Below are 15174 nucleotides of genomic sequence, written 5' to 3' on the forward strand. Positions count from 1 at the left end.
GGTTTGGAACATTGAAGTCAACAGGGGATTTAGAACGTAAATTAATACTGATAGGGGTGCTGCTAGCTACCTTTCTGGCTGCGATTGAAGGAACGGTAACAGGACCAGCGGGTCCAGCTATCGTAGGTGAATTTCAGGGAATGCAGTGGCTTAGCTGGATATTCACTTCTTATTTGCTGGCAATGGCTATTACTACTCCTATTTTCGGCAAAATCAGTGATCTCTTTGGACGCAAGCCGGTGTTCATGTGGGGAGCAGCTGTTTTTTTATTAGGCTCGTTATTATGCGGTATTTCGCAAAGTATGGAGCAGCTGATCCTGTTCCGGGCAATACAGGGGATTGGCGCGGGTGCGCTCATTCCAATGACCTTTACCATCATCGGGGATATTTACAGTATCGAGGAGAGAGCGAAGACACAAGGATTACTTAGCTCTGTATGGGGGATTTCCTCTTTGGTAGGTCCTCTTCTTGGGGGATATGTAGTAGATTACCTAAGCTGGCGCTGGGTATTTGTTTTTAATCTGCCATTCGGTTTATTAGCAATGGTATTTATTGCCCGCTATCTGAAGGAAGAGAAGGTACGTCGGAAAGCACAAATTGATGTGGCAGGGGTGCTGCTGTTCGCTGCTGGTATGGGCGCATTGCTCTTCGGTCTCTCCACAGGTGGACAGAATCTGGAGTGGACATCCCCACTGCTAATCGCAACTCTAAGTGTGGCTGTTATCCTGCTAGTCTTATTTTTCTTTGTGGAGCGTCGTGCTCCTGAACCTATGTTGCCGCTGGGTCTATTCTCGAACCGCAACATAGCGGTGTCTACTGGCGCTAACCTGCTGGTAAGCACATTAATTATTGGGCTTTCTACGTATGTGCCATTATGGGTGCAGGGTGTATCCGGAAAAAGCGCCGCCATCTCAGGTTTGCTACTGGCGCCGATGTCGGTAGGCTGGATGTTTGGTTCGATCGCCGGAGGGCGGATGATTCTAAAAGCGGGTTCGCGTCGAACCGCAATGCTTGGATTGATTATGATCGCTGCCGGGGCTATTGGCCTGGCTTTCTTAACAGGGGAGTCTTCACAGCTGCTGCTTTTATGCTTGATGCTGGTCTGTGGAGTTGGCTTTGGGTATTCTTCTACAGTCTTTACGATTATTGCGCAGTCCTCTGTTGCGTATGAGCAACGGGGAGCATCTACAGCGCTTAATGCGTTCACGCGTTCTTTAGGACAGACTGTTGGGGTGGCTATTTTTGGTTCTTGGCTGAACTTGAATATTGATAAGCTGTTAAGAAAACAACCGGATTCGAACATCTCAGGGGATGATATTAATAAGCTGCTTGGATCGCATGCAGGAACTAACCTGTCTGGGGAAGTATCAAATAGTCTGCGTGATGCCCTTGAAGGTGGTCTTCATTCATTATTTATCGTAATGGCAGTTTTCGCTGTTTTGTCGCTGATAATATCCTGGGGTTTGCGCAAGGGTGTGCCTTCAGTAGAGGATGCTACATCGTCCTTGAAAAAGGCATAACTTATTAGGTAGATAGCGTGTTAAAGTGGTTGAACCATACGAATTGACTCTTGGAGTGGCGTACGGAGTGACACATAGAATGACGCATGGAGAGACACATGGACTAACGGACGGAGTAGCACATGGAATCACGCACGGAATAACGGACGGTGGCACGCCAGATTGATGTAACCTCTAGAGTAGAGAGTCGATGGAAGCAGTGGATAGACGCGTTTAGTTGTATTTCGTACAACTATAATCCTGCTGGTAACTTTTTCAATGGATATAGCTGTATTTAGTACACCTATTTTCTTGATTTACTCGCCTAGGGGTGGTTTGTCTGGTTTTTAATTGTACAGAATACACTTAAAGTTAGAATGAGCGGATTTGCATACGAAATAGCTGTATAGAATGCAGTTATTCCCTAAGTTACTGCTCAGGTTCATCAAGATCCGGCGCTGAAAATATAGCGAGTTACATCAAAAGTGAATTTTACCGAGAGCGATAGTAACGGTCAGCTGAAAGGGACGCCCAATCGGAAGCGTGCTCGCCAAGTCCAATCGGAAGCATGCTTGCAAGTCCTGCCGAATAAGGATGACTATGATCCGAGGTTTGCCAAAAGCGGACCTCAAAGTCCGTCTTCGGCATCGACTTACCGATCATCTGCTCAAGTAAGCCGGCGCAGAACAAAAAAACCAATAGGCGATTCTCAAATAAATCGGAGAATCGCCTATTGGTTTTCTTTTTACCATTAACAGAAATCAAGAATAGCTTGTCTGTAACACATAAATAAGCGACTCTTACTTACGGGGAAGAGGGGACAGCTTCTCAGCTTGTAGACCCATCTTTTTGAGGAGAACAATCATTTGTTCCTTCTCATCATCATTCAGACCGCTGAAAGCAAGATGCAGGCGTTCTGAATATTTCGGATACATCTCATTCATGAGACGTTCACCTTCCGTAGTCAGCTCCGCAAAAATCACGCGGCGGTCGCTCGGACAAGGCTTACGCTGCAAATAGCCGCGTTCCTCAAGCTTATCGATTACGTAAGTAACGTTGCCGCTTTGCAGCAGCAGCTTGGCGCCAATTTGTTGAATGGGTTGTGGTCCCTTATAGTACAACACTTCCATAACGGCAAAGGCAGTCGGATTAAAACCTTCAATTTTGCTGCCGGTAACAGCATGTTCATTAATGCTCTTAAAAGACTTGGCAAATACCCGGTACAAATGTAGTGTTAATTGCGTATCACGTTCGTAAGATTGTATCATGCTTCTCCACCCTCTATCGTTAATCATGTGTGAACTCATCGCACAGTTTGCAATCAATAGTCATTAGTGCACGGGTTACCTGTGCAACGAACCTTGAGATAACCTTAGAATACGTGAAAGAGCGAATGAAGAACATGTGATTTGTCACAATGAGCACACTTTTAATTATTAAAAATCAAACAATTTTTTAAATACGGTAAAAACGAAGGTTTTTTTGATTTCAGTCTTTGAAAGGATAAGAATTTCAGCCTTAGGTTCAAGCGCTATTTACGCCTCCAGACGGATGATTGATGTTCTCCAATATTTTACTATTACTTCATCGAGAAATAGTAACGGGGAGTGAAGTAAGATGGAGGAACAGCTGGCTCATGATTCAAAAGAAGGAAAGCTGACGGCGAATAAGCCCTTTATGCTGCTTATTGCCGCACAGCTTGTATCGAATGTGGGAGACTGGTTGCATATACTAGCGCTACTGACAATGGTAGGTTTTAAATGGAATGCTACACCGTGGGAAATTACGGCTATATCTTTATGTATGGCTGTGCCGTTGCTCTTGGGAGGGCCGTTTGCAGGTTATTTAAGTGATCGTTTTAACCGCAAGGCGCTGATGATTGGTTCCGATCTAGCTCGTGCCGGAATCGTTGTTTGTTTGGTATTTGCAGGTTCTCTCTGGCAGGTATATGTCCTGTTGGTAGCTAAAGGGATCATGGATGTACTCTTTTCACCAGCCAAAAGCGGAAAGCTCAAGGAGCTTGTCCCTGCGGCCCAGATGGATAAAGCCATGGCGCTTAGCTCATCTATTGAACAAATAACTAAAATTGTAGGTCCTGCTCTCGGTGGACTGCTGGTTGCCGCATTTGGTATTGCTGCTTGTTATGTGATTGACTCGGCTACCTTCATTTTATCGGCGGTCATCTTAATAGGACTGCCGCGTACGGCTTCACTGAAGAAAGATGCAGCAGAGGATAGCACAGGGGAGAATGGTGCTCGGAAGTCTTTTCGCCAAGAAATGTCGGCGGGTCTGCAGGTGATCGTGGGAATGCCTGTAGTACTTTGCGGGATTGCTATGCTGGTGCTAGTGCTGTTAATGCTGCAAATTGGTGATTCGCAGATTGTAACGTTATTCCGGGAAATTCCGGGTGTGAACGGAGATCTGCTGGGTTGGTGTGTGGCAGCCAGTGGTCTTGGCACCTTACTGTCAGCCCTGCTTGTAAGCCGTATAGGCAGTGGTAAACATACGCTCGTCTTCATGGGATTGGGAGCTGTAATTATGGGGGTTGTTTTCTCAAGTGCAGGAATTGTAACTGCCCACGGTCAGGCTGGACTCTGGATGAACATCGCTTTGTTTGGTTCTTTTATGTTTGCTGGTGTGGGAGCAGGCCTTGCGTTTATTCCCTTCAATTCTATGCTGCAACAGCGGACCCCTGCGGAATACACGGGCCGTGTATTTGGAACTATAGGCAGTCTAACAAGTGCGGCTGTTATCTTGGGACCTGTAGCCGGTGGGGCTTTAGTTACAGCGTCAGGACCTGTCCCGGCGTTCATTCTCTCTGGTACGCTTACAGCCCTGCTTGGAGTGTTGCTGTTAATGCTGCGTGGTAAAATCGAGCGGAGAGATGAAGCGGCAATTAAACGTGAGGAAGGAATTTCAGCAACAAATAACCTAGAGCTTCTCGGACAGACCTCTCTTTAATGGGAGGTTTCTTTTTAAATATAAGAGTAGTTCTCTTAGCTGTGAAAAAATCAGTATGCTTCCTTGGAGAAAGTATATATAGTACGATTAGAGAAGCTATCTTTCTGGATTGGAATTTCGATAATAATATTTATAAGAAATATTTAGGAGTTGGCGAATATGGAGAATGTAGAAATAACAGGGGATACCGAGAGCGACGAAGAGATTGTACTCGATGTTGAGATCGATGAAGCAGGCTATGAAGCAGGTGCCCCATGCATATTCGATATTTCATTTCAGGTGCGGCGTGGACAGCTGCTCGGACTGATCGGACCAAATGGTGCGGGAAAAAGTACTACAATCAAAACATTGCTCGGTTTGCTTAAGAATACCAAAGCTAAGGTCTCCTTTAATGGAGTTAATAAGTCCTATGCTTATGTACCGGAGCAGCCGGTGTTTTATGAGGATCTGACCTTATGGGAGCACTTAGATTTGGCTGCTGCTGCTTATGGACTAAAATATGAGCAGTTTCAAGAAACGGCGGAGAGATTACTGAAGCAGTTCGGTATGAATCATGTCCGTGATGATCTTCCAGCTGGCTTCTCTAAGGGTATGAAACAGAAAATGATGCTGATGCTGGGCTTTTTGGTACAGCCGGATGTTTATATTGTGGACGAGCCTTTTATCGGCTTGGATCCTCGGGCCACTAAAGATTTCCTGCGACTGCTGGAAGCGGAGCGGCAGCGCGGAGCTGGTGTATTAATGTCTACGCATGTATTGGATACTGCTGAGAAAATTTGCGATGATTTTGTGCTGATCTCGGGTGGCAGGGTTGCCGCTGCAGGAACGCTTGAAGATATACGTGATTATGCTGGGCTGCCGGAGGCGTCGTTGTTTGATTGCTTCGACGAACTGACATGAGTAAGCAGAAGCAGCGAGGGTTTGCTTTTCCTACCTCCAAAAAGCTATTCTGGCGGCGATTATTTTCTCATTGGCGTGAGCAATCTGCTATTATTCGTACGGCAGCCGATTGGACTGTGCTGTTATATATACTGATTCCCGGAGGATTTCTGGGAGGACGGTTATATTACGGGTTCTGGAATGAGGCACTGCCAGCTTGGAGTGCAGATTTGCCGTTTATGTTGATTCCTTCATTATTAGTGCTCCTGCTCTGTAGAGGTGGACTGGTGCTATTATTGCAGGAAGGCGATCTATTATTTCTAAGACAACGGCAGCGATGGATAAATACGATCATGTTTCGCGGGTTGCTGTACAGCCTGATCGTAACATCGTTGAAGTTCTGTGTAGCTTTTGTGCTGTTATTACCTTTCCTGGTTCGGGGATATGGAATGCTGTCATCCGAGGTATGGGCGCTGTTCGCTCTGACTCTGGCATGTAGCTGGTGCGTTAAATTACTTGGGCATATTGTAAAAGTACAAAAGCAAGGCTGGCGGCGCTGGCTGTGGCTGATTCTGGCCATCTCCGTTCCCTGTGGGATTTATTTCCGTGCAGCTGCGTTTTGGAACAACCGTCCAGTTTTTATGCTGCTGATTGCAGCACTCTTTGCAGTCGTAGCGGTAATCGCTCTTCAGCGGCGTATAGTGATGCGTGGGACATTCATGAACGATGTGCGTGAAGATTATAAGCAGCGGATGAAAATAGCGGCCCTATTGCTCCGCGGCGTACTGGATAAGCCACGTCCGACCCGCCATAAGCCGTGGATTTTCCGGAAATCACAGCCTTTGCTAAAATCAAAAACTGCCGAGAGCCGTTTCTCTGCGGCAGCGATTAAGGCACTTGTACGGAATCCGGCCCATTTAAAGCTCTACTTATCGTTTACTGCTGTGTCCCTTCTAGCGATATTTATCATTCCATCAGGGTTCAAATGGCTGGGCTTTATAGTTTTAGTTTCCCTCATGACCAATTGGCTGTTGTCGTTCTGGTCGTTATTCGTGGGAGATGATTACATCGGAATTCTGCCGTTTACGAAAGAACAAAAAGCCGAAGCGGGGCTGCGTGCGGTCCCTATCTTACTGTTTCCTTTTTCAATCATTTGTTCTGCGCTGATCTGTATTTCCTTATATGGATGGTTTGGGATTATCCTGTTCATCCCGCTAGGTTATATCGTTGCACTGTTTAGCTCTAGAATATTTGGAACATTTCGCTTAGCGAAATAAAGATATAAATAGAACGGAAGAGTGCCCCATAAGCCGTAAAAAGGCTGCTGGGGCACTCTTCTTTTTTTGTCTTGATTCGATCTATTGCACGCACGTACGTATGAGGTACCTAGCTAGCCTATCGGACACAGCTGCTCCTAAACATACTATTTTTCCACTTTTGGGATGCTAACGGACTCCATAGTTGCTATTGCCATGAAAAACACCATATATGAGCCTCATTATAAGGAATAGCGTCGTTGGAGTCCGAAACCCTGCCAATAAGGTGAAAAATACGTAAATAACGTCATCTGGGTCCGAAGCCGCAGTAGCTGATTAGGCAGACGCTCCACATAGCTAACGAACCCAAAACAGAGGAGCGATTCTCTAATTAATGAGAGAATCGCACGGTCCGCCATTTTCAAAGCAGTAAGCTGCTTGGAGGATATTCACGTTGCACTAGAGATTATCCCAGTCGAATGTCAGCGGCGTGTTTGCCTGCTGTATATCCTGTTGAGAAGGCCGCTGTTATATTGTAGCCTCCTGTATAGCCATGGATATCGAGTACCTCGCCGCAGAAGAATAACCCCGGCATAAGCTTCGATTCCATTCTTTTGGGATCGATCTCCTTCAGATTTACCCCACCGCCGGTAACAAAGGCCTCGGATAGGGACCGGGTGCCATGCACATAAACCGGCATGCGTTTCAAAATCCCAGCCAATAGAAGCAATCCATTCTTGGAGACGTGATGACCGGTTGTGTCCCCATCTAAGTCAGCTTTAGTCAGCAAGAGGGGGATGAGACGCTCTGGCAACAGCCCTTTCAGCGAATTGCGGATCGCTTTCTTTGGTTCCTGATCCAGCTTATCCTGCAACATAGATTCTACTTCCTGTGCGTTCAGATCAGGGAAGAGATCGATGGACATCTCCACCGTATCTGTGCCGGATTTACGTTGGACTTGTCTCAGAAATTGGCTGCACCGCAGTGCAATGGGTCCTGATAATCCAAAATGGGTGAATATCATATCCCCTCGATGAGAGATGACCTTCTTTCCTTTCGGATTCCACACAGTGAGGGCTACATCACGTAGCGACAGACCTTGCAGCTCGCCGGACTTAATCCATTCTTCCCGTGAAAGAATCGGCACCTCTGTCGGGAACAGCTCGGTGATCGTGTGCCCTGCGGCTTCTGCCCAAGGGTAACCATCTCCCGTGGAGCCGGTCTGTGGTACGGACTTGCCTCCGGTAGCGATGATAACAGCAGTGCAGGCGATCGTCTTGCCCGAGCTCAGTTGGACTCCCTTAACAGCCCCTTCGTTATAGATTATTCTTGAGACGGGACTGTCGGTCATAATCTGTACGCCTAGACTCCGTACTTTGCTAATTAAGGCAGAGACGACACTAGAGGCCTTATCGGAAACGGGAAACATCCGCCCGTTATCTTCTTCTTTTAATGCAATGCCTAAACCTTCAAAAAAGGCGATGATATCCTGATTATTAAAATGGTCGAAGGCACTATACAAAAAACGCCCGTTTCCTGGAATATGGGCGATTAGCTCGTCTCTTTCCTTGACGTTGGTAACATTGCAGCGTCCGCCACCAGATATTCCGAGCTTTCGGCCTAGTTTTGCTCCCTTGTCGATTAGCAGAACGGATGCCCCGTGTTCTGCAGCGGCCACGCTTGCCATTAGACCCGAAGGGCCGCCCCCAATGACGATCACATCGTAATTGCTCATGAAATTTAACTCCTTTACATGTTAAGACACGGAAGCCTATTCCGCGGGTATTCCTAACGGAATCATACCATTCTGATTCACATGTAACCAGTCTTGTCCAATCATTAGGTGATTATCGTTGTCAGGAGAGTAATCCTGTGCTTTAATCTAAGCATGTAGGGTAATTTGTCCATTTTGGGGTGTGATTGTAATTATTGGTGCGGTTAAGGATATCTTATTGCAAATATCGGCAGCATGCTCCTTTCTTTTTCTTTTTCAATGGTGGGTGGACCGTAGATTTGTGACACGGAAAAAGGGGAAGCTTCCAAATGATCAGACCTTTTTGATTTTGGCGTGTACGTTTAGTCTTATCCTGTGCTCTCTTCTTTCGACAACTTTGTTTGGTGTAGCCTATTTAAATTTAGGATTAATCCCTGCGTATATTGGTATTTTATATGGAACTACCCGTTCGGGCATTTTGCTGTCCATTTTTTTGCTTATCTGCAATGTAATCATCGCGGAGCCTACAGGAATCAGTAATGTGATATTGAATTCAGGGATTTTATTATATCCGCTACTGTTTGGACTGGCCAAACCTTTTAAGAAAGGTACAGTAGTTGAGAAGATCGGTATGTTATGGATGATTCTTTGTCCAAGCATGCTATTTATTGCGTTAGTCCCTATTATAGGCGGGGAAAATATATATGAATCTAATTCCGTGCAAGCATTTCTGATTACGGTATATCTGTTTTTCACCATCGCCTTAGGTGGTATTTTTGTATATTATGTTGAGATGGTTAGAAGTAGATTGCAGGATAAAGTACAGATGGAGAATATCAGTGAAAGTTTCCAGTGGGAGTCCGAGAAGCTGCAGCAGATTACCAATGTAGTCCCTCTGAGTATTATGTCTCTGGATGAACACGGAGTTGTAACTGACCTTAACGATTGCATGTTAGGAATGATGCGGGCTCATTATCCCAATTTGCGAAAAGAGGATATTATTGACGAACCGGTAAAAAAGTTTTTTCACAGCTCAGTGGATACACAGGCATATATGCGGGTAAGTGATAATATCCGCTCTAAACGGCGTTCCAGTGAAAAAATGATTCATGAGTCGCGCATCTATCAGATTTATTCAGCGCCGTTAATGCATAAGAGCTCAGGGGTAACAAGTGGTGCTGTAATAATTGTGCAGGATATGACCAATGAGGAAAAACTACGTGTAGAGCTCGATCATGTGGAACGTTTGAGCTTGGTCGGGCAGATGGCTGCTGGAATTACCCATGAGATTCGTAATCCTATGGCGGTAGTTCGGGGTTTTTTGCAGCTGATGAGAGAAAAGAGTGCTCAAGAATTGGATTCTTATTATCAGATTGTGATGGAAGAGCTGGACCGCGCTAATAGTATTATTAATGATTTTTTATCCTTGGCACAGAGCCGGGTTTCTGATAAAGAGAAGGTGCTGCTGCACCATATTATAGAAGAAGTTAGTCCATTGCTGTGGGCTGATGCTAATCTTCGCGGTCAAAGTGTTGAACTGAAGCTGAGCCCATCACTGCATGAATTGGAACTAAATGTCCGGGAAATCAAGCAGCTTATTCTCAATTTAGGACGTAATGGTATGGAGGCTATGGGACCCAAGGGGGTGCTGACGCTGGAGACACGCAGTACTCATGATAAAGTGGAGTTGATTGTCACCGATAGCGGCGTTGGTATGTCAGAAAGTCAACGTGAGAAGCTGTTTCTTCCCTTTTTTACGACGAAAATCCAGGGAACAGGTCTAGGCTTATCCTTGTGCCTAAGTATTGTGGAGCGGCATAACGGTAAAATAAATGTAGAGTCTGTAGAAGGAGAGGGGACGGTATTTACGATCTCCTTCCCATTGGATAAGGAGGAACCCAGCGGGGTTCGCTCTTAGATTGAATCACCCTCTACAGCATCTCTTGCTTTCACAGAGTATGAATGTATAATAAAGTTAGTAAGTACTGCTGTAATATTATCTGACAAACAGTTGAAAAGTGAAGGAGAGTGCAGAGAAATGTCCATGTCTTTTAATCAATATATGAGAGATTCAATTCAGCCTATGCGTGATGACCTGACAAGTATCGGGTTTCAGGAGCTTATGACTCCAGAAGAGGTGGAAGCTACTCTTCCAACCGCAAAAGGAACATCGCTTGTAGTCGTAAATTCGGTCTGTGGTTGTGCTGCTGGACAATGTCGTCCAGGTGTAGCTCAGGCTTTGCAAAATGAAATCACTCCGGATCACTTGTTCACAGTGTTTGCAGGTCAAGAGAAAGAAGCTACTGCTAAAGCACGTGAATATTTTGCTCCTTATCCGCCATCCTCACCTTCCATCGCACTGATGAAGGATGGAGAACTCGTTCACTTTATTGAACGTCATGGCGTAGAAGATCGTTCGGCTGCTGAAATTGCTGCTGAATTGAAAGAAGTCTTCAATCGTTTGTGCCAGTAAAAACAGTTATTCCATATAATCTCGCATCAGCCGGCAAATCGGCTGCATGCGGGATTTTTCAAAATATAAGAGCAATAATGGGATAGAATATGCTTAGAAGCATGAGCTTCGTTTGGGTGGATATTTTGATGGATATGGAACCATTTCTGATGGAACGAGGTGTGTTTGGTGAGTTTACAGAAGGAAATTATTGCGGATCTTGGCGTGAAGCCAACGATTGATGTAGAGGTTGAGGCACGCAAACGGGTTGATTTCTTAAAGTCGTACGTGCTGAACGCAGGGGCTAAAGGATTATTGATCGCCATTAGTGGTGGAGTGGACAGTGCGGTAGCCGCGGGTCTTTGTAAACAGGCTACGGACGAGCTGTCGGCAGAAAAAGGCACAGAGTATATGACGCTTGGAGTATTCCAGCCTTATGGGGTTCAGGAAGATATCGAGCACAGCTATGATGTTGCCAAAGCTTTTAATCTGACTCATACTGTGGAGACCAACATTGAGGAAGCTGTAAATGAAATTGCCCTTGAAGTTGAGCATGGTCTGAAATCAATAGGCCAACACCGCCATATGACGCATCAAGGCAAAGGAAATGTTAAAGCCAGAACACGTATGGTTATGCAATATGCACTCGCTTTTGAGAATAATCTGATTGTAGTAGGAACGGATCATGCTTCTGAAGCAATTACCGGCTTCTACACGAAGTGGGGCGATGGCGCTGTAGATATTACACCACTATCCACACTTAATAAACGTCAGGTACGTCAGCTGGCTGCACATATTGGTGTGCCTGCGGATATTGTCACAAAAGCACCTACGGCGGGCTTATGGCCGGGGCAGACGGATGAAACCGAGCTGGGCATTACTTATGACGATAACAGCGACTATCTGGAAGGTAAACAGGTTAATCCTGAGGTAGCTGAGAAGCTTGAGAATTATTACCGGAGAACGGCACATAAGCGTAATGTTATTCCGGGGATTTAGAATAGTTGAACTAGAAATCGCCACGGGTCTGCGTAGCAGCAGAGCTCGTGGCGGTTTTTGTGAGTTGGATAGCTGGATAGACTAAGAAGAATAATTATTCTGTAAGCGTAAGTGTCTGATCGATAAAATTAGTTGTCGCAGCAATCGCGAGCTCTAATTGCGGAGTCGTGCCAGCAAAAGGATGCACAGTGTTGAACGTATGATTACCCTCAGGAACCTGCACCCAGCTAATATCTGGCCGAAGTTTGATGAGATGCTCAGACCCTTGGCGGAGATGTACTCCATCTTGACTGCCTTGAATAAGAACAACTGGGAAGGACGCTTTCTGTATGCGTTCAAGGATGTTATAGCGTTCTTTGTTGTTCTCCATATCTTCTAAAATTACAGCATCCAGCGGCATTTGTTGGCCAGTACGTCCATTAAGGACATAGGTTCTTCCTGTTTCCTTCATCTGCTGCTTTTGTTCTTCCGTCAGCAAATCAAGTTTCGTAACCCCGTTCCAGGAGATTACTCCGCTGATCTCATTGGGATGATCAAGCGTGTAGACCAAACAAATTCCCCCTCCGAGACTGTGGCCGAGAAGGAATAAGGGCAGGCTGCCGAATTTCGGGTGTTGGCTAAGATAAGATAACAGGATTTCCATGTCCTTTAAGCTGCGGCGATAGGTGTTGCGGGCGAACTTCTCAAGCTCAGTGAAATGCAGCAGATCTTCTCCGATGCCAGCATGAGAGAAGTTAAAAGTGATCACTTCATGCTCCTGGCTGAGAGTTGTGGCTATGTAAGGAAACATTCCCCAATCTTTAAAACCTTTGTAGCCATGGGCAATAACAATAACACTCTTGGCTTTGCCTTGGGCAGGGAAGTGCGAGCAGCGGAGAACAGCTCCGTCACCGGCAGGTATTTCAAAATTACGATGATTCATAGGGTAATCCCCTCTCCATATATAAAAATGAAGTAAATCAGCAAGTTTATCGTGAAGTCGCTGGATAGACTTAGAGCGCATTTTCTTTTAAGATAGCAGAAAGAATCTTGCAGGACTATTACTTTTAATAATACTTCATATGATTGATCATACCATTATTGAAGCAAAATGGGATACACGTCCATAAGGAGCGTGAAGTGTTGATTTACGGAATCGGACATGATGTGTTAGAAATTGAACGAATCTCAGAGGTAATAAATAGAGGACTGGGTAAGAAATTTAACCAGCGGGTCTTAACAGAGCAAGAATATCAACTTGCTGAAGAGCGAAGCGGGAGGTTGGCTGAGTTCGTAGCCGGGCGTTTTGCTGCCAAGGAAGCAGTTGTGAAGGCTTTAGGCTGTGGCATCGGCAATGTAGTTGGGTTTCAGGATATTGAGATATTGCCTGATGCAAAAGGAAAGCCAGAGGTGACTTTATCGTGCGAAGCCTGGAGCAGACTAAATCTTCCAGATAGACAGAAGTACACCATTCATCTTACGATAACACATGGCCGTGATTTGGCTTCGGCTTTTGCCGTCGTGGAAGGGCTAGGTTCATAAATTTGAACCATGATTATAGAAAGGCAAGGAGCGTTATAATGACACAACAAGATCTACAAGTTCAAGACGAACAGGAGCTGCGGGAGGCTAAGCAATATTTCAGCTATCATTTGCTGGAGTGGTATCAAGGGCAGAAACGGGATTTGCCTTGGCGTCGGCACCGCAATCCTTATTATATTTGGATTTCTGAAATAATGCTGCAGCAGACAAGGGTGGATACGGTAATCCCGTATTTCAATCGGTTTATCGAAAGGTTTCCTACCGTGGAGTCGCTCGCCGATGCACCAGAAGAGGACGTGCTTAAGTGCTGGGAAGGCTTGGGTTATTATTCTCGTGCTCGCAATATACAGCATGCGGCCAAACAGGTCAAAGAGCTGTATGGCGGGCAGGTGCCGAATGATCGCGAGGCTGTGTTCAGTTTAAAGGGAGTGGGACCTTATACGGCAGGGGCTATCCTTAGCATTGCGTTCAATCGGCCGGAGCCAGCGGTCGACGGCAATGTGATGCGGGTGTTGTCCCGATACTTCCTGATAGAGGATGATATCGCCAAGGGACCCACCCGCGTAAAAATGGAGCACCTGGCAGCTGAACTGATCCCGGAGGGGGAAGCGGCATCCTTTAATCAGGCCCTGATGGAGCTCGGGGCGCTCGTATGCACTCCTAAGTCACCGCGCTGTTTAACCTGCCCGGTGATGGAGCATTGCGCCGCGCGCCTGGCGGGCTGCGAGACCTCGCTGCCCGTCAAGACCAAGGCCAAGCCGCCGCGCCCTGAGGAGCGGCTGGCGGCCTTAATCGAGGGCCGCGGTGCCCACGCGGGCCAAGTGCTCATCCGGCAGCGGCCACAAAGCGGGCTGTTAGCCCGCATGTGGGAGCTGCCGCACTGGCCGGCGCCGCCTGTGGAAGGCGGCGCCAAAGGCGCGCGGCTGCCGGAAGCAGCGGCGCTGGACCGGCTGCGCCGGTCACTGCGGGAGGCCGGGATCTCTGCCCGGCCTGAAAAGCACTGGATGGCTGCTGAGCATATCTTCAGCCATATCGTGTGGACGCTGCAGGTGTACCGCTGCAGCGTAGAGGACGCCCTTCCGCTGCCGATAGCGGCAGAAGGACGGGCGGTGTACAACGCGGATGCGGACTTGTTCTCAGGGATCGACAGCAGCATGCCTATCGAGAGATTTGAGGACGGGAACGCTAGTCCAGAGGACGGCGGAGCAGTGCGCTGGATCAGCCGCGAAGACATGGCTAACTATGCGTTTCCTAACGTTTTTCTGAAGCTACTGAACCTTTATTTTGATGAGCAGGAAGAGCGGTCGAAGCTAGAGAAGTAGAAGATTCGCCATGTTCTGTTGCTAAACTACTAAATGTACAAAACCTGAGTTTGATGTATGCACCTAAGCATGGTCGTATGCACCTAAGCATGGTCTTATGCACCTAAGCATGGTCGTATGCACCTAAGTATGGTTGTATGCACCTAAGTACGGTTGTATGCTCTTAAGTATGGTTGTATGCACCTAAGTATGGTCGTATGCACCTAAGTAGGGTCGTATGCACCTAAGTATGGTCGTATGCTTCAGTCTCTTCGTAGCAAATATTTGTTTATTTGGCTCAGACTAGTTCAGTCTTGTTCCAACTAAATTCTTCTGGTGTTCCTATGGCTACGAGAGTGAGTGAAATTTAATTAGGGAATTCTTCCCTAAAAAAAGGTCGATTTGGCTTGTAATTGATCACTTTAGGGAAAACCTCCCTAATAATTTGGCGAATATCGGTTTTATGCCCATAACGGATGATTTTTAGGGAGTATTTCCCTAATTACATGTGTTTATGGAGCCTATCGCAGATTTTCAGGGAGTTATTCCCTAATCTATTGCTCAGCGACTCCAAAAGCAGATTTTCGTAAGC

At 46.4% G+C, this 15174-nt stretch carries 13 protein-coding genes; 9 read left to right on the forward strand and 4 right to left on the reverse strand.

Annotation, left to right across the window (positions count from 1 at the left end; all coding sequences use genetic code 11):
- Positions 1 to 11 precede the first annotated feature (11 nt).
- Entirely contained in the window at positions 12 to 1520 is a 1509-nt protein-coding gene (locus NYE35_RS03270; RefSeq protein WP_076101386.1) for an MDR family MFS transporter, read from the forward strand.
- A gap of 471 nt (positions 1521 to 1991) precedes the next feature.
- Here NYE35_RS03270 and NYE35_RS03275 read toward each other — a convergent pair whose 3' ends face one another.
- Positions 1992 to 2198 (reverse strand): hypothetical protein, encoded by a 207-nt coding sequence (locus NYE35_RS03275; protein WP_038568603.1) that lies wholly within the window; start codon positions 2196 to 2198, stop codon positions 1992 to 1994.
- A 101-nt stretch (positions 2199 to 2299) separates the two neighbouring features.
- Entirely contained in the window at positions 2300 to 2767 is a 468-nt protein-coding gene (locus tag NYE35_RS03280) for a MarR family winged helix-turn-helix transcriptional regulator (protein WP_036676802.1), read from the reverse strand.
- Between the two features lie 349 nt (positions 2768 to 3116).
- Here NYE35_RS03280 and NYE35_RS03285 point away from each other — a divergent pair, with 349 nt between their 5' ends.
- From NYE35_RS03285 to NYE35_RS03295, 3 genes are all read left to right on the forward strand, one after another.
- Positions 3117 to 4460: an MFS transporter gene (locus NYE35_RS03285; RefSeq protein WP_076101388.1), complete on the forward strand. Its 1344-nt coding sequence runs from the start codon at positions 3117 to 3119 to the stop codon at positions 4458 to 4460.
- Positions 4461 to 4619: 159 nt separating this feature from the next.
- A complete protein-coding gene (locus NYE35_RS03290) occupies positions 4620 to 5360 on the forward strand; it encodes an ABC transporter ATP-binding protein (RefSeq protein WP_036676805.1) in 741 nt (246 codons plus the stop codon).
- On the forward strand, positions 5339 to 6616 hold the full coding sequence (locus NYE35_RS03295) for an ABC transporter permease (RefSeq protein ID WP_143766907.1): 1278 nt from the start codon (positions 5339 to 5341) through the stop codon (positions 6614 to 6616). The genes NYE35_RS03290 and NYE35_RS03295 overlap by 22 nt, the downstream gene beginning before the upstream one ends.
- Positions 6617 to 7061: 445 nt before the next feature.
- On the opposite strand, the gene NYE35_RS03300 is transcribed toward NYE35_RS03295, so the two are convergent.
- A complete protein-coding gene (locus NYE35_RS03300) occupies positions 7062 to 8330 on the reverse strand; it encodes a BaiN/RdsA family NAD(P)/FAD-dependent oxidoreductase (RefSeq protein WP_076146821.1) in 1269 nt (422 codons plus the stop codon).
- Between the two features lie 280 nt (positions 8331 to 8610).
- Here NYE35_RS03300 and NYE35_RS03305 point away from each other — a divergent pair, with 280 nt between their 5' ends.
- The 3 genes from NYE35_RS03305 (at position 8611) to nadE (ending at position 11760) form a co-directional block, all read left to right on the forward strand.
- Positions 8611 to 10227 (forward strand): two-component system sensor histidine kinase NtrB, encoded by a 1617-nt coding sequence (locus NYE35_RS03305; protein WP_341120133.1) that lies wholly within the window; start codon positions 8611 to 8613, stop codon positions 10225 to 10227.
- Positions 10228 to 10347: 120 nt separating this feature from the next.
- On the forward strand, positions 10348 to 10782 hold the full coding sequence (locus tag NYE35_RS03310) for a BrxA/BrxB family bacilliredoxin (RefSeq protein WP_036676813.1): 435 nt from the start codon (positions 10348 to 10350) through the stop codon (positions 10780 to 10782).
- Positions 10783 to 10950: 168 nt separating this feature from the next.
- Positions 10951 to 11760 (forward strand): ammonia-dependent NAD(+) synthetase, encoded by an 810-nt coding sequence (gene nadE, locus NYE35_RS03315; protein ID WP_036676815.1) that lies wholly within the window; start codon positions 10951 to 10953, stop codon positions 11758 to 11760.
- Positions 11761 to 11854: 94 nt separating this feature from the next.
- Here nadE and NYE35_RS03320 read toward each other — a convergent pair whose 3' ends face one another.
- Positions 11855 to 12682, reverse strand: a complete 828-nt coding sequence (locus tag NYE35_RS03320) for an alpha/beta hydrolase (protein ID WP_036676817.1) — start codon at positions 12680 to 12682, stop codon at positions 11855 to 11857.
- 200 nt (positions 12683 to 12882) lie between these two features.
- On the opposite strand from NYE35_RS03320, the gene acpS reads away from it, so the two are divergent.
- Positions 12883 to 13281 (forward strand): holo-ACP synthase, encoded by a 399-nt coding sequence (gene acpS, locus NYE35_RS03325; RefSeq protein WP_076316501.1) that lies wholly within the window; start codon positions 12883 to 12885, stop codon positions 13279 to 13281.
- Positions 13282 to 13319: 38 nt separating this feature from the next.
- Positions 13320 to 14603 (forward strand): A/G-specific adenine glycosylase, encoded by a 1284-nt coding sequence (mutY, locus tag NYE35_RS03330; RefSeq protein ID WP_341120137.1) that lies wholly within the window; start codon positions 13320 to 13322, stop codon positions 14601 to 14603.
- Positions 14604 to 15174: the final 571 nt, after the last annotated feature.

The sequence above is a fragment of the Paenibacillus sp. FSL L8-0494 genome (assembly GCF_038003695.1).
Taxonomy (GTDB): domain Bacteria; phylum Bacillota; class Bacilli; order Paenibacillales; family Paenibacillaceae; genus Paenibacillus_AQ; species Paenibacillus_AQ odorifer.